The 20125-nt window shown below is 47.3% G+C and carries 20 protein-coding genes and 1 pseudogene; 15 read left to right on the top strand and 6 right to left on the bottom strand.

Annotated elements, in window-relative coordinates; genetic code table 11:
- The first annotated feature begins 13 nt into the window (after positions 1–13).
- The 5 genes from frdA (at position 14) to HV127_RS09730 (ending at position 3979) form a co-directional block, all read left to right on the top strand.
- Positions 14–1804: a fumarate reductase (quinol) flavoprotein subunit gene (gene frdA, locus HV127_RS09750; protein ID WP_181483937.1), complete on the top strand. Its 1791-nt coding sequence runs from the start codon at positions 14–16 to the stop codon at positions 1802–1804.
- The gene (locus HV127_RS09745; protein WP_181483938.1) at positions 1797–2531 is read left to right on the top strand and encodes a succinate dehydrogenase/fumarate reductase iron-sulfur subunit; all 735 of its coding nucleotides are present in this window, start codon (positions 1797–1799) and stop codon (positions 2529–2531) included. Before frdA ends, HV127_RS09745 begins: the two co-directional genes overlap by 8 nt.
- A gap of 10 nt (positions 2532–2541) precedes the next feature.
- Complete coding sequence (frdC, locus tag HV127_RS09740) at positions 2542–2937, top strand: fumarate reductase subunit FrdC (RefSeq protein ID WP_112216222.1); 396 nt, start codon at positions 2542–2544, stop codon at positions 2935–2937.
- A 10-nt stretch (positions 2938–2947) separates the two neighbouring features.
- Positions 2948–3307, top strand: coding sequence for a fumarate reductase subunit FrdD (frdD, locus tag HV127_RS09735; protein WP_182235716.1), 360 nt, complete (start codon positions 2948–2950; stop codon positions 3305–3307).
- Positions 3308–3448: 141 nt separating this feature from the next.
- A complete protein-coding gene (locus tag HV127_RS09730; RefSeq protein WP_182235715.1) occupies positions 3449–3979 on the top strand; it encodes a lipocalin family protein in 531 nt (176 codons plus the stop codon).
- Here the strand turns inward: HV127_RS09730 and sugE are convergent.
- From sugE to efp, 4 genes are all read right to left on the bottom strand, one after another.
- Positions 3976–4293 (bottom strand): quaternary ammonium compound efflux SMR transporter SugE, encoded by a 318-nt coding sequence (sugE, locus tag HV127_RS09725; protein WP_110274491.1) that lies wholly within the window; start codon positions 4291–4293, stop codon positions 3976–3978. The two genes, HV127_RS09730 and sugE, sit on opposite strands and share 4 nt — an antisense overlap.
- A 139-nt stretch (positions 4294–4432) precedes the next feature.
- Positions 4433–4579: a lipoprotein toxin entericidin B gene (gene ecnB, locus HV127_RS09720; RefSeq protein ID WP_182235714.1), complete on the bottom strand. Its 147-nt coding sequence runs from the start codon at positions 4577–4579 to the stop codon at positions 4433–4435.
- A 163-nt stretch (positions 4580–4742) separates the two neighbouring features.
- On the bottom strand, positions 4743–4874 hold the full coding sequence (locus tag HV127_RS09715; protein ID WP_182235713.1) for an entericidin A/B family lipoprotein: 132 nt from the start codon (positions 4872–4874) through the stop codon (positions 4743–4745).
- Between the two features lie 70 nt (positions 4875–4944).
- On the bottom strand, positions 4945–5511 hold the full coding sequence (gene efp, locus HV127_RS09710) for an elongation factor P (RefSeq protein WP_110274494.1): 567 nt from the start codon (positions 5509–5511) through the stop codon (positions 4945–4947).
- A 42-nt stretch (positions 5512–5553) separates the two neighbouring features.
- On the opposite strand from efp, the gene epmB reads away from it, so the two are divergent.
- On the top strand, positions 5554–6582 hold the full coding sequence (gene epmB, locus HV127_RS09705) for an EF-P beta-lysylation protein EpmB (protein WP_182235712.1): 1029 nt from the start codon (positions 5554–5556) through the stop codon (positions 6580–6582).
- Positions 6583–6747: 165 nt separating this feature from the next.
- On the opposite strand, the gene HV127_RS09700 is transcribed toward epmB, so the two are convergent.
- Complete coding sequence (locus HV127_RS09700) at positions 6748–7314, bottom strand: winged helix-turn-helix domain-containing protein (RefSeq protein ID WP_182235711.1); 567 nt, start codon at positions 7312–7314, stop codon at positions 6748–6750.
- Between the two features lie 495 nt (positions 7315–7809).
- Between HV127_RS09700 and HV127_RS09695 the strand changes: the two genes are divergently transcribed.
- From HV127_RS09695 to HV127_RS09680, 4 genes are all read left to right on the top strand, one after another.
- Entirely contained in the window at positions 7810–8373 is a 564-nt protein-coding gene (locus HV127_RS09695) for a fimbrial protein (RefSeq protein WP_182235710.1), read from the top strand.
- Positions 8374–8430: 57 nt separating this feature from the next.
- Positions 8431–9117, top strand: a complete 687-nt coding sequence (locus tag HV127_RS09690) for a molecular chaperone (protein WP_182235709.1) — start codon at positions 8431–8433, stop codon at positions 9115–9117.
- 35 nt (positions 9118–9152) lie between these two features.
- Positions 9153–11696 (top strand): fimbria/pilus outer membrane usher protein, encoded by a 2544-nt coding sequence (locus tag HV127_RS09685; RefSeq protein ID WP_182235708.1) that lies wholly within the window; start codon positions 9153–9155, stop codon positions 11694–11696.
- Between the two features lie 245 nt (positions 11697–11941).
- Entirely contained in the window at positions 11942–13345 is a 1404-nt protein-coding gene (locus tag HV127_RS09680) for an ISNCY-like element ISKpn21 family transposase (protein ID WP_001567368.1), read from the top strand.
- A 28-nt stretch (positions 13346–13373) separates the two neighbouring features.
- On the opposite strand, the gene HV127_RS09675 is transcribed toward HV127_RS09680, so the two are convergent.
- On the bottom strand, positions 13374–14006 hold the full coding sequence (locus tag HV127_RS09675; protein WP_001567369.1) for a hypothetical protein: 633 nt from the start codon (positions 14004–14006) through the stop codon (positions 13374–13376).
- A 113-nt stretch (positions 14007–14119) separates the two neighbouring features.
- Between HV127_RS09675 and HV127_RS09670 the strand changes: the two are divergent.
- From HV127_RS09670 to yjeJ, 5 genes and pseudogenes are all read left to right on the top strand, one after another.
- Positions 14120–15019, top strand: a pseudogene (locus HV127_RS09670) (fimbrial protein); the annotation flags it as partial.
- 356 nt (positions 15020–15375) lie between these two features.
- Entirely contained in the window at positions 15376–15726 is a 351-nt protein-coding gene (locus HV127_RS09665; RefSeq protein ID WP_182235707.1) for a hypothetical protein, read from the top strand.
- A gap of 100 nt (positions 15727–15826) precedes the next feature.
- Entirely contained in the window at positions 15827–17113 is a 1287-nt protein-coding gene (locus HV127_RS09660; RefSeq protein WP_182235706.1) for an HlyD family secretion protein, read from the top strand.
- Positions 17106–19229, top strand: coding sequence for a peptidase domain-containing ABC transporter (locus tag HV127_RS09655; RefSeq protein WP_182235705.1), 2124 nt, complete (start codon positions 17106–17108; stop codon positions 19227–19229). Before HV127_RS09660 ends, HV127_RS09655 begins: the two co-directional genes overlap by 8 nt.
- A 22-nt stretch (positions 19230–19251) precedes the next feature.
- Entirely contained in the window at positions 19252–20115 is an 864-nt protein-coding gene (gene yjeJ, locus HV127_RS09650; RefSeq protein ID WP_182235704.1) for a YjeJ family protein, read from the top strand.
- Positions 20116–20125: the final 10 nt, after the last annotated feature.

Here is a 20125-nt window from a genome sequence, read left to right as displayed (position 1 = left end):
CTGGAGGAATGTCGTGCAAACTTTTCAAGCCGATCTTGCCATAATTGGCGCTGGCGGAGCAGGTCTTCGCGCCGCAATTGCCGCCGCGCAAGCTAATCCAAATGCTAAAATCGCTCTAATTTCTAAAGTCTATCCTATGCGCAGCCACACCGTGGCCGCTGAAGGGGGTTCCGCTGCCGTCGCGCAGGATCATGATAGCTTTGAGTACCATTTTCACGACACCGTTGCCGGTGGCGACTGGTTGTGCGAACAGGATGTCGTTGACTACTTCGTCCATCAATGCCCGAAGGAAATGACCCAGCTCGAACAGTGGGGATGCCCCTGGAGCCGTCGCCCGGACGGCAGCGTCAACGTCCGACGCTTCGGCGGCATGAAAATCGAACGCACCTGGTTCGCGGCTGATAAAACCGGTTTCCATATACTGCACACCTTGTTCCAGACTTCCCTTCAGTTCCCCCAAATCCAACGCTTCGATGAACATTTCGTCCTCGATATTCTGGTCGATGATGGTCAGGCGCGTGGTTTGGTCGCGATGAATATGATGGAAGGCACGCTGGTGCAGATCCGCGCCAACGCAGTCGTGCTGGCGACCGGCGGTGCAGGACGCGTTTATCGCTACAATACCAACGGTGGTATCGTCACTGGCGATGGTATGGGTATGGCGCTAAGCCACGGCGTACCGCTGCGTGACATGGAGTTCGTGCAATATCATCCGACCGGCCTGCCGGGTTCCGGCATCCTGATGACCGAAGGCTGTCGCGGTGAAGGCGGCATTCTGGTCAACAAGGACGGATACCGCTATCTCCAGGATTACGGTATGGGACCGGAAACGCCGTTGGGCGAACCGAAAAACAAATACATGGAGCTTGGCCCACGCGACAAAGTCTCCCAGGCTTTCTGGCACGAATGGCGTAAAGGCAACACCATTCCAACTTCGCGTGGCGATGTGGTTTATCTTGATTTGCGCCATTTGGGTGAGAAAAAGCTGCTTGAACGATTACCGTTCATTTGTGAACTGTCGAAAGCCTACGTCGGCGTCGACCCGGTGAAAGAGCCGATTCCAGTTCGCCCAACTGCACACTACACCATGGGCGGTATCGAAACCGATCAGCAATGTGAGACCCGAATCAAAGGACTGTTCGCCGTCGGCGAGTGTTCTTCTGTGGGCCTGCACGGCGCGAACCGTCTGGGCTCCAACTCGCTGGCAGAGCTGGTGGTCTTTGGCCGTATGGCAGGTGAGCAGGCCATCAAGCGCGCCGCTGAAGCCGGAGAAGCCAATAGCGCGGCGCTGGACGCGCAGGTCGTCGATATCGAAAAACGCCTGAAAGATCTTGTGAATCAGGAAGGTAACGAGAACTGGGCGAAGATCCGTGACGAAATGGGTCTGTCGATGGAGGAAGGCTGCGGCATCTACCGCACGCCAGAGCTAATGCAGAAAACCATCGATAAGCTGGCCGAACTGCAGGAACGCTTCAAGCGTGTACGCGTCACCGACACCTCCAGCGTGTTCAATACCGACCTGCTTTATACCATTGAGTTGGGTCATGGCCTGAACGTCGCTGAATGCATGGCGCACTCAGCCATCGCTCGTAAAGAGTCCCGCGGCGCGCATCAGCGTCTGGATGAAGGCTGCACCGAGCGTGACGATGTCAATTTCCTTAAACACACGCTCGCCTTTCGCGATGCCGATGGCACCACGCGCCTGGAGTATGGTGACGTAAAAATCACCACTCTACCACCAGCAAAACGTGTGTACGGTGCTGAAGCGGAAGCAGCCGAGAAGAAGGAGACGACGAATGGCTGATATGAAAAATATGAAAGTCGAAGTGGTGCGCTACAACCCGGAAGTGGACATTGCACCCCATAGCGCTTTCTATGAAGTTCCCTACGATGAGCAAACCTCGCTACTTGATGCTCTGGGCTACATCAAAGATAACCTTGCGCCTGACCTGAGCTACCGCTGGTCCTGCCGCATGGCGATTTGCGGCTCCTGCGGCATGATGGTGAACAAAGTGCCAAAGCTGGCCTGCAAAACCTTCCTGCGTGAATACACCAAAGGCATTAAGGTTGAGGCGCTGGGCAATTTCCCGGTTGAGCGCGACCTGGTGGTCGATATGACCCACTTTATTGAAAGCCTGGAAGCGATTAAGCCGTACATCATTGGTAACCCGCGCACAACTGACCAGGGGCCCAACAAGCAAACCCCGGCGCAAATGGCGAAGTATCATCAGTTCTCCGGCTGCATCAACTGCGGTCTGTGCTATGCCGCCTGCCCGCAGTTTGGTCTGAATCCGGAGTTTATCGGCCCGGCGGCGATCACCCTCGCCCATCGTTATAACGAAGACAGCCGCGACCACGGTAAAAAGGAACGTATGGCGCAGCTTAACGGCCAAAATGGCGTCTGGACATGCACCTTCGTGGGCTACTGCTCCGAAGTCTGCCCTAAACACGTCGACCCGGCAGCCGCGATACAGCAGGGTAAAGTAGAAAGCTCAAAAGACTTTCTTATCGCCACCCTGAAACCACGCTAAGGAGTGCAGTATGACGACTAAACGCAAACCCTACGTGCGGCCAATGCCGTCCACCTGGTGGAAAAAGCTGCCGTTTTATCGCTTCTATATGCTGCGTGAAGGAACAGCAGTACCCACGGTCTGGTTCAGCATTGTGCTGATTTACGGGCTATTTGCACTGAAGCATGGCGCAGAGAGCTGGGCGGGATATATTGGTTTTCTACAAAACCCGATAGTAGTCATCCTGAATTTGATTACGCTGGCGGCCGCATTGCTGCATACCAAAACCTGGTTTGAATTGGCGCCGAAAGCCGCCAATATTATCCTGAAGGGCGAAAAAATGGGGCCAGAGCCGGTTATCAAAGGGCTTTGGGTGGTGACCGCAGTGGTCAGCGTGGTGATTCTGTTTATCGCCCTGTTCTGGTAAGGAGACTGGCATGATTAACCCTAATCCAAAACGTTCCGATGAACCGGTATTCTGGGGACTGTTTGGCGCAGGCGGCATGTGGAGTGCGATTATCGCACCAGTAATGATACTGCTGGTCGGTATTTTACTGCCGTTGGGCCTCGCACCCGGTGACGCCTTCAGTTATGAACGCGTACTGGGCTTTGCCCACAGCTTTATTGGTCGCGCATTCATTTTCTTGATGATTGTTCTGCCGCTGTGGTGCGGACTCCACCGTATTCATCATGCGATGCATGATTTAAAAATTCACGTTCCCAACGGTAAGTGGGTATTTTACGGCCTGGCGGCGATTCTGACCGTCGTGACTCTGGTCGGTATCATATTCATTTAAAACCGAGAGTCGGCTCAGCGTTCACCTCGACTCCGGCAAGCCCGGTAGCATTATGTTACCGGGCTCTCTTCTCAAGAAAATTCTTCCGCACTTTTCCTGCCGAAATCTACACTTAGCTTAAAAGCTGGCAAGGAAAATATTATGCGTCTGCTTCCCGTCATTGCGGTTGTTGCCGCTTCATTTCTGCTTGTTGCCTGTAGCACGCCCACGCCTCCACAAGGCGTGACTGTTGTGAGCCCATTCGCCACACAGCGATATCTGGGGACCTGGTATGAGATTGCCCGCTTTGACCATAATTTTGAGCGTGGTTTAGAGAAAGTCACCGCAACTTACAGCCTGCGCGAAGACGGTGGACTGGATGTGGTCAATAAAGGATACAACCCCGATCGAAGCATATGGCAAAAAACTGATGGCGTGGCTTACTTTACCGGTGAACCCACACGCGCCGCGCTGAAGGTCTCATTTTTTGGCCCCTTCTATGGCGGCTATAACGTGATTGCGCTAGATAAAGATTATCGATACGCGCTGGTTTGCGGCCCAGACCGCGATTATCTCTGGCTACTTGCGCGCACGCCGAAAATCCCACCGGAAGTGAAACAGCAAATGCTGGATATCGCTACCCAGCAGGGATTCGATGTGAGTAAGCTCTTATGGGTCAATCAGCATTATTAATGGGCGCTGATTTTCAGGCCAATAATGCCAATGACAATACACGCCAGGCTGGCAATGCGCATCGGGCTGGCGGATTCACCTAATAGCAGAATACCGGTTATCGCCGCACCGACTGCGCCAATTCCCGTCCACACCGCATAGGCTGTCCCTACGGGCAGGCTTTTCATCGCCCATGACAGTAAGGCCATGCTGACGACCATCGCAACAATGGTAATCACGCTTGGTACCAGGCGGCTAAAACCGTGGGTATATTTCAGGCCGACGGCCCACACAACTTCCAGCAGACCAGCGATAAACAACACTATCCAGGACATATGGCTCCTTGATGGGGCCGTCCCCAGATGTGAAACGCTTACGGGTCGTCCCGTAAGGTGGATGATAACTCGCAGAGATTATACACAACGAGGATGAGTCGAGGAAGAACGGTACGACCGCAGGCCGTACCGTCATGGTCTATTGCTGAGCTTTGGTCGCGGCACCGGAAATCGCATCACCGCCATCGGAAATATCCTGACCTACACCGCGCGTGGTGTTACATGCGGTCAATACAGAGGAAAGGACCAAAACCGTAAAGACCGCTGCAATCGCTTTTTTTACCATGATGTTATCCTTAATTTACCAGTTTTAGTTATCGTGCCCTATAAGCATAGACAACCTGGCCCAGGATGAGGGGAGCTCAACGTTTTTTAAGAGAAAAAGAGATTACAGAAGTGAAGTAAGGAGGTTGCAGAGATATGAATAAGAATTGCCTGATGAAATCAAATTAACCAGCAGCGTGAGAAATCGCATGTCCCAAACTCTGGATATCTTCACCAACGCCACGAGCCGTATTGCATCCAGCCAGCAGTAAGCTACCGAGAACTAACAACACCAACAATTTGATTGCGCGATTCATCTTCCCTGCCTGCTATGTCGATTTGTAGAGGGCGCAGCATCGCGCTGCGCCAACCATCTCATCGCATGAGTTACTTCACGCGGGATACGTATTCGCCGGAACGGGTATCCACTTTGATGACTTCGCCAATCTGTACGAACAGCGGAACTTTAACGACTGCGCCAGTGGTCAGGGTCGCTGGTTTACCACCGGTACCTGCGGTGTCGCCTTTCAGACCTGGGTCAGTTTCAACGATTTCCAGCTCAACAAAGTTCGGCGGGGTAACGGAAATAGGCTGACCGTTCCACAGGGTCACGATGCACTCGGCCTGATCCAGCAGCCATTTAGCGCTATCACCAACTGCTTTTGAGTCCGCGGCCAGCTGTTCGAAAGTAGAGTTGTTCATGAAATGATAGAACTCACCGTCGTTGTACAGATAAGTCAGGTTCATATCGACAACATCTGCACCTTCAGCAGAGTCAGTTGACTTGAAGGTTTTCTCAACGCGGGTACCAGTCAGCAGGCGACGCAGCTTAACGCGCGCAAAAGCCTGGCCTTTCCCAGGTTTAACGAATTCACTGGCTTCAACTGCATAAGGTTCGCCGTCCATCATGATTTTAAGACCGGCACGAAAATCGTTGCTATAGTAAGTCGCCATAAGGCCCTCTGAAATTTTGTTAATTGGTAGCTAAGCCACAAAATGGCGCATATTGTAACCCTAAATACCCCATCCAGAGAAGATTGGTTAGCGCAACTTGCCGATGTTGTGACCAGTCCTGATGAACTGCTGCATCTTTTAAATGTAGACGCTGATGCGAATCTACTGGCAGGACGCGATGCAAAGCGCCTGTTCGCCCTACGTGTTCCACGGGCATTTATCGCTCGTATGGAGACAGGAAACCCCAACGATCCTCTTCTTCGTCAGGTACTTACCTCTCAAGATGAGTTTATCAACGCCCCTGGGTTTTCCACCGACCCGCTGGAGGAGCAGCACAGCGTCGTGCCCGGTTTACTGCATAAATACACTAACCGTGCGCTCCTGCTGGTTAAAGGCGGCTGTGCGGTAAATTGTCGTTATTGCTTTCGTCGCCACTTCCCCTATGCCGAAAACCAGGGCAATAAACGCAACTGGCAAACGGCGCTGGAGTACATTGCGGCCCATCCAGAACTTGATGAGATCATTTTTTCCGGCGGCGACCCGCTGATGGCGAAAGATCATGAACTTGACTGGTTATTCACACAGTTGGAAGCTATTTCACATATCAAGCGCCTGCGTATTCACAGTCGCCTGCCCATTGTCATCCCAGCGCGTATTACCGATGCGCTAGTTGCACGTATTTCTACATCATCGTTACAGGTACTGTTGGTGAACCATATCAACCACGCCAACGAAATAGATGCAGAATTTCACGCAGCGATGAAGCGGCTGCGCATGGCGGGCGTCACGTTGTTGAACCAAAGCGTACTGCTACGCGGTGTAAACGATAACGCGCAGATTTTGGCAGATCTGAGTAACGCGCTGTTCGATGTCGGAGTCATGCCTTATTACCTGCACGTTCTGGATAGAGTCCAGAGGGCAGCACACTTCATGGTAGGAGATGAAGAAGCGCGAGCGATTATGCGTGAATTGCTAACGCTGGTATCCGGTTATTTGGTGCCAAAGCTAGCGAGGGAAATCGGCGGGGAACCAAGCAAAACACCGTTAGATTTAGGCTTAAAGCAGCGTTAACAATCAGTCTGCCGGGCACGGCCTGGCAGACTACTCATTCGGCAGTAGCGCTCTACATCTTAAGACAGACGTCGAATAACTTTCACGCTCTGACAGCCAAAGTGCCTAACAATATGTTAAATATAAAGATAAAAGAATGTCGTAATACTTTTCATTAATTGTTGCTTACCAGAACAAAGATAGAATGTTGGCCGCTACCATCACGACGAAAAGTGTTAAAAGCCAACCTGGAAGTTTAAACACCACCTTATTATTATCTATTCCGCCCTCCTTCATATCTTTTAATTCGATAACATTATTAATTATTTCCCTCTCTGCTGGAGGAGATGACGTATTCGTTATTACCTGAACATTTAAAGGCTTTTCGGATTCGACATCATCTGCTCTGAAAAATGATGAAATATGCGAGCCAGCAGCCAGAACAAACCCGCGCTGCCTGACTGTAACAATAATATCCTGTGATAGCCCTGCTTTAAGTAAAGACTTCCTTAGCAAAGAGATATTTTGATAGAAAGTGTTTTGAGACACCACGACTCCCCTGGTTTTCCATACCGTATCCAGAAATTCCTCCCTGGATATAATTTTTCCATTACTTTCCAATAAAAGCTGGAGGCAGCGTGCCGTGGGCGCATTCAAAATCACTCCTTCCCCATTATCCTTAAGAGGTTGTAACTCATTCATATTTACACTGAAAATAACTTCATCATTAATAATATACTCATTGAATATCATATTCTCTCTCCGCCCTCATTGGCCATGTGAAATTAAAATGAATCAAAATTCACATTCATCTTTAGAAATCAGGATACATCCCTATAAAACTACCAAATTAGATAAACTCAAGTATTAATCACCCGTCCCAGCACCGAGGCGAAGAGAAGATTATCATGATATTTGAATCGAATGGAAGCTTGATTTTTTCACTATCCATTACATCCTTCGATCATTATAAAAAAACAATCAGCATATGAACCCATCACATTCAAAAAAGAATCCTTAAATTCAGTAAGAATTCACATGCATTTTTTTTGTTGTCAAATTAGATTTGTCAGCGCTCCGGCTCATTAAGCTTGATGCATACGTATGTACGCAATAGCAGAGTCAGGAGAAAGAAAACGATAGTGCCCAGGCATCGATAGCGGCGTGTTAATTATTACCCATACGGCTAATTAACAACCGGACCTGGCATCTATTAAGGACTTTAGTATCTATAAATGGATTAAATAAATGAAAAAAACAATCGTAGCTGTAATGGTCGCTGCTTCTGCAGTTCTGAGTGCTCAGGCAATGGCAACCAATACCGCTCAGGTAACTGTGCTGGGTGAAGTCTCTGATGCGGCTAACTCTTGCGTCGTGACCCCGACCGGTACCCTGAACAACGGTATCGTTCAACTGATCACCGTGACCACTGTCGAAGCGAATGCTGAAGCGGCTGGTGCTCTGTTCAAAACTCAGGACTTCGGTTTTGACGTGAAAGACTGTGCACAGGGCAGCGCTACGCCAGTTACTGGCGTGACTGTAAATGTTACCGGCGCCTCCAGCAGCGCTGCAACTATTCTGGACAACACTGCTCCTAGCGGTGCAACCGGTATCGGTATCGGTATCCAGCGCGTCAGCGATGCGCATCGTGTAGCCTTCGATGGTTCCGACACCATGACTGAAAGCTACTCTGCGACCAGCGGTACTCAGCTGAAATACACCACTGGTTATGTAAGAACAAACGCTGCCACCCCGGTTACCGAAGGTCCGGTTAAAGGTGTTGCGACCTTTACTATCGATTACACCCTCTAATTTTTTCCCAAAGGGCCCGCTTCCCGGTGGGCCCTTTTTCGCATTCAGAGAAAAACCATGTTCAGGACCTTATTAAACCTCACCGCATCCTGTGCATTACTCCTCAGCAGTATTGCCCATGCCGGTATCGTGATTGAATCCACCCGCTATCTTTATAAAGAAGGCGCCCGCGAAATTACCGCGCAAATCGAAAATAAAGATGACATTCCCTATCTGATTAAATCCTGGGTTGAGACCCCAGCCGGGAAATCCCCTGCGTTTATGGCCACCCCGCCACTGTTCCGCCTTGAGGGAAAGCAGCAGAATACCGTGCGTCTGTTTTCTACGGGAAACGTTAATGCCCCAACTGACCGGGAATCCATGTACTATTTTAACGTACTGGCTATCCCTCCGGCTGATGATACCAAAGCGAATAACAACACCATTCAACTGGCAGTCCGCCACCGCATGCGCCTGGTCTACCGTCCCAAAGCGCTTTTTGACCTATCCCCAAATACGGAAGCAGAAAAGCTCGAATGGCGTAAAGCCGGAACTAAACTGACGATCAAAAACCCGACACCCTTTTTCTTCTATTTCCATAGCATCCAGATTGGCGGGAAAGAAGTGAAACCGGAAGTCAACTCTGTCGCCCCAATGGCGACCAAAGAAGTAACGTTAAAAGGAAATATCAGCGCCTCCAGCATTACCTGGAAAGTCGTCAATGATTATGGCGGAGCAGGTTCGCTCTATTCCTCATCGCTGTAATAAGAAATTTATTTTACCATTATAGGGATGTGTCTATGCCAAATAAGAATAATGGATTATTCAAACTATCCACGGTCTGTCTTGCAATGCTTCCGGCATTGCTTTCTGGTTTGAATAATAAAGCGCAAGCACGTGACTTTTTCGATCCCTCATTCATTAGTTCATTGAATGGTAGTGATCCATCAACGACACCGGACTTATCCATATTCCAGACTCAGAATGCGCAGGCACCCGGGGATTATCGAGTCGATATTATGTTTAATAGTCGCTATCTGGACACCAGGACGATGAAATTTGTCACCAATAGTCGTGCGACTGGAAATAACCGCGAGCCAGCTCTGGTTCCCTGTCTGAGCCTGAAAGCGTTAGCGGAGTACGGCGTACGCGTTAAAGCCTTTCCTGAACTGGTCGAAGATAAAAACGGCTGTGCCAACTTTACGGTAATCCCTGACACCAAAACAGATTTTAACTTCACCGCCCAGCGTTTAAATATCTCTATTCCGCAGGCGGCGCTATCCACCACCGCGCAAGGGTATATTCCCCCGGATCAGTTTGATGATGGTATCAACGCTCTGCTCATGAACTATCAGTTCAGCGGCTCAAATGACATGCAGGCCAATGATGAATATTACAGCCTGAACCTGCAGTCTGGCCTCAACGTGGGTCCATGGCGTATCCGTAATCTGAGCACCTGGAACAAAAATAACGGTGATGCAGGAGACTGGGAATCGGCTTATCTCTATATGCAACGCAGCATACGCCCTATTAACAGTAATCTGGTTATGGGTGAGAGCTCCTCGCTCTCCGGCATCTTCGACAGCGTACCGTTTACCGGGATACAGCTGGCTACCGATACTTCGATGCTCCCGGAAAGTATGCGCGGCTATGCGCCAATTATTCGCGGCATCGCCAAAACCAATGCCCGCGTCATCATTAAACAGAATGGTTATCAGGTATACCAGACCTACGTGGCGCCAGGGGCATTTGAAATCACCGATATGTACCCGAGCGGCGGCAGCGGCGACTTGTACGTTACGGTGGAAGAATCCGATGGTTCAAAACAAGAATTTGTCGTGCCGTTCGCTACGCTGCCGGTGATGGTTCGCGAAGATCAGCTGGAGTATGAAATCACTTCCGGTAAGTATCGCCCTTACGATGGCGGCGTCGATGAGACACCTTTTACGCAGGCCACTGCAACCTACGGCGTCTCCAGCAGCCTGACGGTATATGGCGGTGTCCAGGCGGCATCACGCTACCAGGCGCTGTCAACGGGTCTCGGCTATAACCTTGGCGAACTTGGCGCAGCCTCGGCTGACGTCACTCAAGCCTGGTCGAAAAAGAAAGACGATGAAAAAACTTCCGGACAGTCCTGGCGCATACGCTACGGGAAAAACATCGTTGAAACCGGCACCAATGTCACCATCGCCGGCTATCGCTACTCTACCAGCGGGTTTAATACCCTCTCTGAAGTGCTGGATAGCTATTCAAATGACGGCAGCTATAGCTCGCGCTCTCTTCGCAACCGCACTAACCTGACGCTTAACCAAAGCTTGGGTAAAGACCTTGGCAGCCTATCGATTAGCGGATTAATTGAAGATTACTGGGACAGTAAGCGCACCAACAAATCGATCAGCGTGGGATATAACGGCGGCTTCCGCAATGTGAACTACTATCTGGGCTACAGCTATAACCGCTACACCTGGAGCGGGGATAACTCCGGTAAAGATGCTCAGGACGATCAGCGCATTACCCTGACGGTGACCCTGCCACTGAGCAACTGGCTGCCAGGTACCTATACCAGCTATCAGTTAACCAACAGCAATCCGGGATCCACCGATCAGTCGGTATCCATAGGTGGTGTCGGGCTGGATAACGACAGCCTGGAATGGAGCCTGCTGCAAGCGTACAGCAACCGGGAATATTACAGCGGCGACATGCGAGCGACCTATAATAGTGCCCTCGGCAGCGTTAATGCCGGCTACAGTTACGACCGAGGCAGCGAACGTATTGACTATGGTGCCAACGGCAGCATCGTCGCTCATGCTGATGGCATCACGCTTGGTCAGGATATCTCCGACGCCGCCGTCCTGATTAAAGCGCCAGGTCTGGATAACGTTAAGCTGACCAACGACAACACCATCTCCACCGACTATCGCGGCTACGCCATCGTGCCGTACGTTACGCCTTATCGTCGCACCGATATCACGCTGGACAGCACCACGCTTGGCGAAGATATGGAACTTCCTGAAACTACGCAAAGCGTCGTTCCAACACGTGGTGCCATCGTGCGTGCCAATTATGCCGGCAATATCGGCCAGCGGGCATTCGTACACCTGAAAACAGTCAATGGCCAGGATGTGCCTTATGGTGCGATGGTACTGCTGGCCGGGGACAGCAAAGCGCAGCCAAATATCGTCAGCGACGCCGGGATGGTCTATATGTCTGGCCTGCAAGAGACCGGGATCCTTAACGTTCAGTGGGGCAAAAGTGCAGCGCAGCAGTGCAACGCCTCGTTTACTTTACCGGCCAGGGAAGGCAAAGCGTCTGGCATCAGTCAAATCGAAACGGTTTGTCGCTAATATTGACCAAGGAACAATAAAGAATGAGAAAAATACTTATTTTTTTATCCCTACTATGCTGTTGTAGCGAGGTAATTGCCAAATGTGATTATTTTGGTTCCGATGGACAAGCAACATTTAACATAAGTCCTAAAATTACAACGGATCCTGTAATGGCTCAATAGTAATGTCCGCCTGTGGCTCAATTCAGATGTCCGCGCTATGGTAAGCTTCACTGGTCCGTTTAAACTACCGGGAGGCATATCATGAGCGCAGAAAGCTCAGGAGTGTTTACTTTGAAAGAGATCAACCGGATCAAGATTATACAGGACGTCATTGAACGTCGCATCACAACGCGCCGTGCGGCCGAGCACCTCGGTATCAGCGACAGGCAATGCCGCAGACTTCTTGCCCGTTACCGTGAAGGCGGACCGCTTGGTATGGCCAGCAGACGATGTGGCATGCGTGGTAACCGCCAGTTGCCACCCGGGCTCGCAGATCAGGCTCTGGAACTGATCAAGACGCGTTATGCTGATTTCGGTCCGACTCTGGCGCGTGAAAAGCTCGAAGAACTCCACGGACTGTTTCTTGGCAAAGAAACTGTCCGGCGCATCATGGTGCGGGCTGGCTTATGGGTTCCCCGTAAACAACGTGCCGCAAGGATCCCTCAACCACGGTACCGGCGTCCGTGTACTGGTGAGCTGATACAAATAGATGGCTGTGATCACGACTGGTTTGAAGGCCGTGGCCCGGCCTGCACCGCGCTGGTCTATGTTGATGATGCAACCAGCAAACTGATGGAACTGTTGTTTGTTAAATCGGAGTCCACGTTTTCTTACTTCGAAGCCACGCGGCGCTATATCGATAAGCATGGTAAACCGCTGGCACTGTACAGCGATAAAGCCGGTGTTTTTCGTGTTAACAATAAACACGCCACAGGCGGAGACGGGCATACTCAGTTTGGGCGAGCCATGCATGAACTGAACATCCAGACTATCTGTGCAGAAACCAGTCCCGCCAAAGGGCGTGTAGAACGAGCTCACCTCACTTTACAGGATCGTCTGGTCAAAGAGCTGCGGTTACAGGGCATTTGTTCAATGGAGGCTGCAAATGACTTCGCTGAGGCCTATATGGCTGACTATAACCGCCGTTTTGGCAAAGTACCGCGACATGATTTTGACGTACACCGTGCTGTAGAACATGATGAGGACCTGGGGCTTATTTTCACTGTTCGTGAAAAACGTAAAGTCTCAAAATCGTTGACGATACAATATGATAAAATGTTGTACCTGATTGAAGACAGCGAACTGAGTCGCCGTGCAATAGGTAAATATATCGATGTGTATCACTATCCTGATGGCAGAAAAGAGCTGCGCCTGAACGGTACGCTACTTCCCTACTCTACCTACGACCGACTGTCAGAAATCGACCAGGGCGCGATTGTCGATAACAAGCGTCTTGGCCGAACCCTGGAGTTTATCAGTCTGGTGCAGAGCAAGCGGGATAACACGCGCTCTCAGTCAATTCCCGCTGGAGATGGCCCTTCCCGACGACGGCCAAAGCAGGAAGGGAAGAAATCCCAGCGCTCACTGGATAATGATGACATGCTCGAAGCACTCAAACAGCTTCAGTCACGTTCAGAGGACATTTTTGGTAAAAGAGCCCGCTGATGGTACTCACTGGCCGGACAGTGGTTGCTCACCAGTTGATATTGTCCGGCCAGACCCATGATGTATTATTCATTTCGTTCAGCATCTTTATGTCCTGCTTTTCACGGGCATACTTACCCCATAATGAATGAAAAGAACGAACAATACTGATTAACTGCTTTTTTCTTTGCTCCGGAGATAGGCTGATAAAATAGCAGCACCTGCTGTCAATATTATCCTCAATGAAATTAAAATCAGAGTCTGATGCATATTTTACTGTTAGCATAATATCATTCGACGTTGTTCTCTCAGACTCTGTTAATGCTGATTCTATCAGGTATTCAAAGGCATACATGACAGACAGCTGGTTTTTGTCTGTCTGAATATAACCCATTGAGTTTCTGAGTATTGAGGACTGTACCAGGACCAGAGGCCATAAAAGCTCAACACCATAAAGCTTATATGTATCATGTTGATCATACTGATGTTGCTCAACACGACGATTACCTTCCCGTGCTTTACGAATATCATAGGCAAGGGATAACATAAATCCGTCTTTAACTTTAATCAGTGGGCTTTCATCCACGATGTAATGAATGAGTTCATGTAATTCATTCAGGGCTTCTGAATCTCCCCACAGTATAAAACCTGCATTGTTCGGCGTTAACTCGTATCGAAGCATGGGCTCAATCATCCTGTTGTTTCAGTCGGAGGAAAGTCTATCAGTAAAGAGAATGAGAGATCAAAGTGGTCATTTTAATTGAGCTGGATAACGGACATTTCAATTGAGCCTTGACAGATCCAACAATACCGGTAGGTACAGTCCTGTATACAAAAAAAATCGGCACCGGAGCCTATAAAACATTTGAGTGCAGTAAGATTATGGGAGATCAGTATATTATTACCTCAACCGCACCTGAAGTTGCTGGTGTCACGGGAATAATGGGCAAGCCGGTATATGAAACCGGTATTGATGGTATTGGCTTTCAGTTCTCCGATATTCTGAGCAGCAAAAATGGCTCTGTCGTACCGGCAGTTGCTCAATCTACGATTGTGCCAATTTTAGAATCGACAAACGATTATAAATTTATGAACGTATGGTTAATAAAAACCAAACCTGTTATAGATACATCCGGCATCAGTACTAACCCGGTATTTAAATTTTCAGCAGGTAACTTAAGCACTAACCCCAGAGCCGCCGATCGTTTATTGATGACCGCGACCCTGAAGTTCAAGAGTATCTCGTATAAAGAGACCTCTTGTAATATCTCAGTGTCTGGCCCCAGTCAAATAACCTTAAATAGAATTGAAAAAAGCACGTTAATGTCAATTTCGCGAGGTGCTACAACTCCCTCACAGAAAACCATCAAGATGGATGTTACATGCCCAACAGGTTCAATTGGCAACAAACTTTACTACTGGTTTAACCCTGTTAATGGTACCAGCTCCGCCGGGGATGGGATCATTGATAACATGCTAACCGGAAGCGATGCTGCAAGTAACGTTGGCATTATCTTCAAAAAAGATAACCAACCCATTACTTTTTATGATGCCGAGGCATACAGTTTTGCCAAGACACAAGCATCACAGAACTTTAACTTTACCGCCGACTATTATCGAATGAGCGACAATAGTGCAGAAGTTACTTCCGGAAATGTCAAAGCCATCCTTGAGGTAGTCATTCAGGAGGAGTAACTTCATAAATAAGTTCATAAAAAGGTGGATTATTCCACCTTTTTATCTTAGTAAAACAAATTGGTGCTTATAGGCCAACATTGGTTTCTCACACAAGGAACATAAAGAAATCGCTGACTGCCTTGCCTGATTCATTTACATCAAAAGGAAAATTAACACAGCAAAAATAAATTCTATTCATTATCATGCTAAGACAAATTTCCTTTAATCTCCAGATGTATATGAAATACATACTTCATAAGTTATTCATGTTTACTTGAGTTGATTCATAATACTGAAACGATTATCTTCACCGCGGACCAACTTCTGGTCTGGAATGAGTAATATAATTTTATATTTTAATTAAAGGATTAATCATGCAACAATTAACTGTATTTGAAATGGAAGCTATCTCTGGTGGCGATCTGACTGACACGCTTTCCAGCGTCGCAACTTGGGTTGCTCAAGAGATTGGTGCCGTAGCACTCGGAGCTTCTCTGGGCGCATTGTTAGGTACAGGCTTTGCAGGCCGCTGGGGCGGTGTAAGCGGTGGTATCTTCGGTATCGGCTCCATCGGGCAGGGCGTGGGAATGGTCGCCGGGGTTATTCTTGGCGGTATTTGCATTGGTATTGCAGCCGGGGTTGTCGGTTGGGATATGACCCTCCAGTATGCGCAACAGGGCCTTGATGGTCTTTTCGACGGTACATTTAACTTCTGGAGCAACTAATTTTTAGTGCTCATTACTGATTCAATACTTTGTTGAAATCAGCCAACTACTAAATAAGGCCTAGAGTATTAGGCCTTTTAATTCCTAGTAAGTGAATACCATGCTGAGAAAAATATATCGCAAGGAAGCGATCGAATATAAAAAACATCACTGGAAAGGAAAGGCACTGTTGCTTGCAGGGCTTCCAACCTGGATTATCGTATTGTTTTCCTTTATATTTATTATTATTTTAATAGCCACAACGGTTTTTTGTTCCTTTACTCAGCGTATTGATGTTCAGGGGGAGGTGATCACCTTACCTCATTCTGTCAACGTTTATGCACCTCAGCAAGGGTTTGTCATTTCACAATATGTTAAAGTCGGCGAGATTGTGGCTAAAGGGCAACCTTTATATGAAATTGACATTTCCAGAAATACAACCACAGGGAATGTTAGTGCGGCGCAGATAGAAGTAACCAATGAAAAAATATCTAACGCCACAGATATCATTACTAAGCTCAACCATAATAAAGAAGAGACAATTTTATCTTTGGGAAAACAGCTAAAAACGACCAGTGACTCGTTAAAAGAAACTAATCGCATGTTGGCTAACGCTCAGACTGGGTTGAAAAAAATGCATGATAATCTTTCCAGTTACGATAAATATTTAAGAGATGGGTTGATTACTAAAGATCAGTATAACTATCAACATTCACTGTATTTTCAGCAACAGAGTACATATCAGTCTCTGGTTAGTCAGAAAATGCAACTAGACTCGCAGATTACACAGTTGAATAGTGACAAAATCACTAAAATTTCTGATTTTGACAACCAAATATCTTCTCAACAAAATCAGATAAATGACTATAAGAATCAGCTAGTTGAATCGAATGCGAACGGAAACGTTATTATTAAAGCGACTACAGAAGGTCGCATAGAATCACTAACTGTAACTAAAGGCCAAATGGTTGATAATGGCAGCAGCCTTGCACAAATAAAACCCACTGGAGATATTGAATATTATCTTATACTATGGTTACCCAACAATAGTATTCCTTATGTAAAGCCAGGGGATGTCATTAATATCCGCTACGATGCCTTCCCTTCAGACAAATTTGGTCAATTTCCTGGGGAGATAATTTCAATATCTTCTGTCCCCACATCCCGACAGGAAATGTCTGAGTATACGAATGTCAGTAATGGTACAAATCAACAAGAGCTAGCGCTCTATAAAACTATTGTGAAAATTGAAAATAAATCCTTTGAATATAACGGTAAAACACTATCGCTATCAAATGGCCTAAAGGCACAGGCAGTTGTATTCCTTGAAGAGCGCCCACTTTATATGTGGATGTTTACCCCCGTGTATAAGATAACTCAAAGCATCAGTGGGCCAATCAATGACTAACGAATTATTTAAAACTATTGTTGAAAAATTAAATTTTTCGCTAATTAATAAAACCCCCGTTATTTTACAATCTGAGTCTTCAGAGTGTGGCATTGCCTGCCTGGCAATGGTCTGCAGTTTTTACGGATTAAACATTGATCTGTTTAATTTTCGTCAGCGGTTCGGTAGTCCCTCTCAGGGCGCCACATTGATGTCTTTAAGCAAAACGGCAGAACATGCTGGTTTAAAAAGTCGAGCATTAGCTCTTGACCTCAATGAAATAAGACAGCTTAAGCTTCCCTGTATTATTCACTGGGGAATGAACCACTATGTAGTGCTAACAAAAGTAAGAAAGAATGGTTTTGTCGTTCACGACCCAGCGCTGGGACAACGAATTATTGGCATCAAAGAGATGTCAAATAATTTCACTGGAGTTGCGCTTGAACTCTGGCCCGACCATAATTTCCAGCAAGAAGAGGCTAAATCCCGGCTACGCCTTCTGGACCTGATGCATAAAATTGTTGGCTTAAAATCGGCCCTCATTAAAATCTTTGCTTATTCTGTTGTTGTTGAAGCTATCGGACTTCTGTTACCTATTGGTACACAGTTAGTTACTGACCACGTTATTATGGCTCACGATGAAAGCTTACTTTCTGTTATCTGCATTGGGCTGATATTTTTTACTCTATTTCGTACCTTTATCAGCATGCTACGTGCTTGGACCTCTTTAACGTTAAATACACTGACAAATATCCAATGGAAAACTACCTTATTCGATCATTTAGCAAGCTTACCTCTATCTTTTTTTGAAAAAAGGCATTTAGGGGATATTCAGTCTCGTTTCTCATCCTTGGACACTATTCGTTCAATATTTACCAATAGTATCGTTACAGGTATCATTGATTCAATAATGACGATCGGTTTGTTGGTGATGTTGACATTATACGGCGGCTGGTTAGTCTGGGTGGTAGTTGGTTTTACTATCTGCTATGCAATTATGCGCTTCGCTACCTATAGCTTTTATCGTCGGGTAACTGAAGAGCAGGTCGTCAAGGGAGCTCGTGCCAACTCCCATTTTATGGAATCACTGTACGGCATCTCAACCATAAAAGCCCTGAACCTGAAAGACCGTCGTTCACAGCACTGGTTGAATCTTAACATTGATGCCAGCAATGCAGGGATAAAGCAGACCCGTTTCGATATGATGTTTGGTGGAATTAATACCTTTATCACCTCAATCGATCAGGTTGCTGTACTATGGTTGGGCGCCATCATGGTTATTGATAACGAAATGACGCTCGGTATGTTTATGGCATTTAACGCCTACCGCGGCCAGTTTTCTCAGCGAGCCTCAAATTTAATTGATCTAGTAATGCAGCTTCGAATGCTATCACTACATAATGAACGTCTTTCAGAAATAGCATTTAGCGAGCCAGAAAAAGAGCTGCCTTCTCGATATGTTTTTACAGAAAATACAGGAGTTAAACTTGAGGTAAGGAATCTCAGTTATCAATATGATCCTTTTTCACAACCAATTTTTACTAATTTGAATATCACGGTTAGCCCAGGAGAGTCAGTGGCGTTAATTGGCCCATCAGGTGTTGGAAAAACGACCCTTTTGAAAGTCATGTGCGGTCTACTCTCACCAGATTCAGGTGAAATACTGGCAGATAATCTGGAAATTCAAAAAATTGGTTTAAATAACTATCGCCTCGGTATCGCCTGCGTACTACAGGAAGATCGCCTATTTTCCGGTTCGCTTATCGATAATATTAGCGGTTTTGATGATAACACAGATCTTGATTTTGTAATGGAGTGTGCCAAACATTGCAATATCCATGATGAGATCATGAAAATGGCAATGGGGTACGAAACCATTGTCGGCGAACTGGGTTTAGGTATATCCGGTGGGCAAAAACAGCGAATCTTAATCGCCCGTGCGCTCTATCGTAAACCCAGCATTCTGTTTATGGATGAAGCCACCAGCCATCTCGACCTTAAAAATGAATCGGTCATTAACCAATCTATATCTGGTTTGAGTATTACCCGCATTATTGTTGCTCATCGGCCATCCACCATAGCCTCAGCCGATCGCATCATTGATTTATCTCAGCCCAGTACATTAGCAACAGCGTAATCACCAGGAAAAGGAGAACCATATGCAAGGAACATTTATTGGTTTTAATACCGCAGGGGTAAAATATGAAGACAGTTTTTTAGCTTTAATGCTTAAAACTAAACAGCAAAACCAGCTCTGCCAGACGTATTATCTCCAGGCCCTGGTGCTTACTGACCTGCTATTAGTACTGCAAAACAGAATGATGATCGTACTGCAGCGCTTAAAGAATGAAGGTGAAGACTATCAGGCTGAGCTGGTTGCGTTTAATGAGCAACTTCTCGCCAATACACCAACGGTGGATATGACTGAACTGGAGCAACCCAATCCAGAACGCCGCGTGATGTCCATTACCTTAAAGCCCGGCGAGAGCTGGTCAACGCTGATTCTGGTGCTGCAAAACGAACAAATCGCCTCGCTGCGCATTGACGATATGCAGGTCGAAGCATTGCTGATTGGAATTCAACAGGCGTTAAAAAACACCGGCGATGATGCAGTAATTGAGTATTTAGGCTCATCGCTGGATTTTCTGATGTTGTATGCCGTGGATTTAGCGAATACTCAGAGCGTCGATTATCAACAATATCTTCAGGATGAGTGGAAGCTAAATCTATTTTCCCACTATCTGGGCGTACTATTTTGTTGTGATACCGATGAAGGTAAGAAGATTGTCTCTGGTGCCGTCATCAAAACCAGTGCTCCGCATCCATCAGAACATGAAAATAGCGTCGTGATGCGCTTAGTCGAGAGAAGTCCAAAACTAAAAGAAATTCATGCACAACATCAACCCAGCCAAATATTTAGCCAAATCATTCCGTCTCAGCCGGGGAAAATGATGACGCTGGAAGAGTGTTTACGTCCTTTGCATGCCTTCTACCTTGAAACCCAAGCGCAAATCAACGCTTAGCCCTGAAAGC

Origin of the sequence: Klebsiella sp. RHBSTW-00215 (genome assembly GCF_014103785.1) — a bacterium.
In the GTDB taxonomy this organism is placed as follows: Bacteria; Pseudomonadota; Gammaproteobacteria; order Enterobacterales; family Enterobacteriaceae; genus Klebsiella.
The sequence above is the reverse complement of the archived record's forward strand: the minus strand, read 5'-3'. Positions and strand labels throughout refer to the sequence as shown.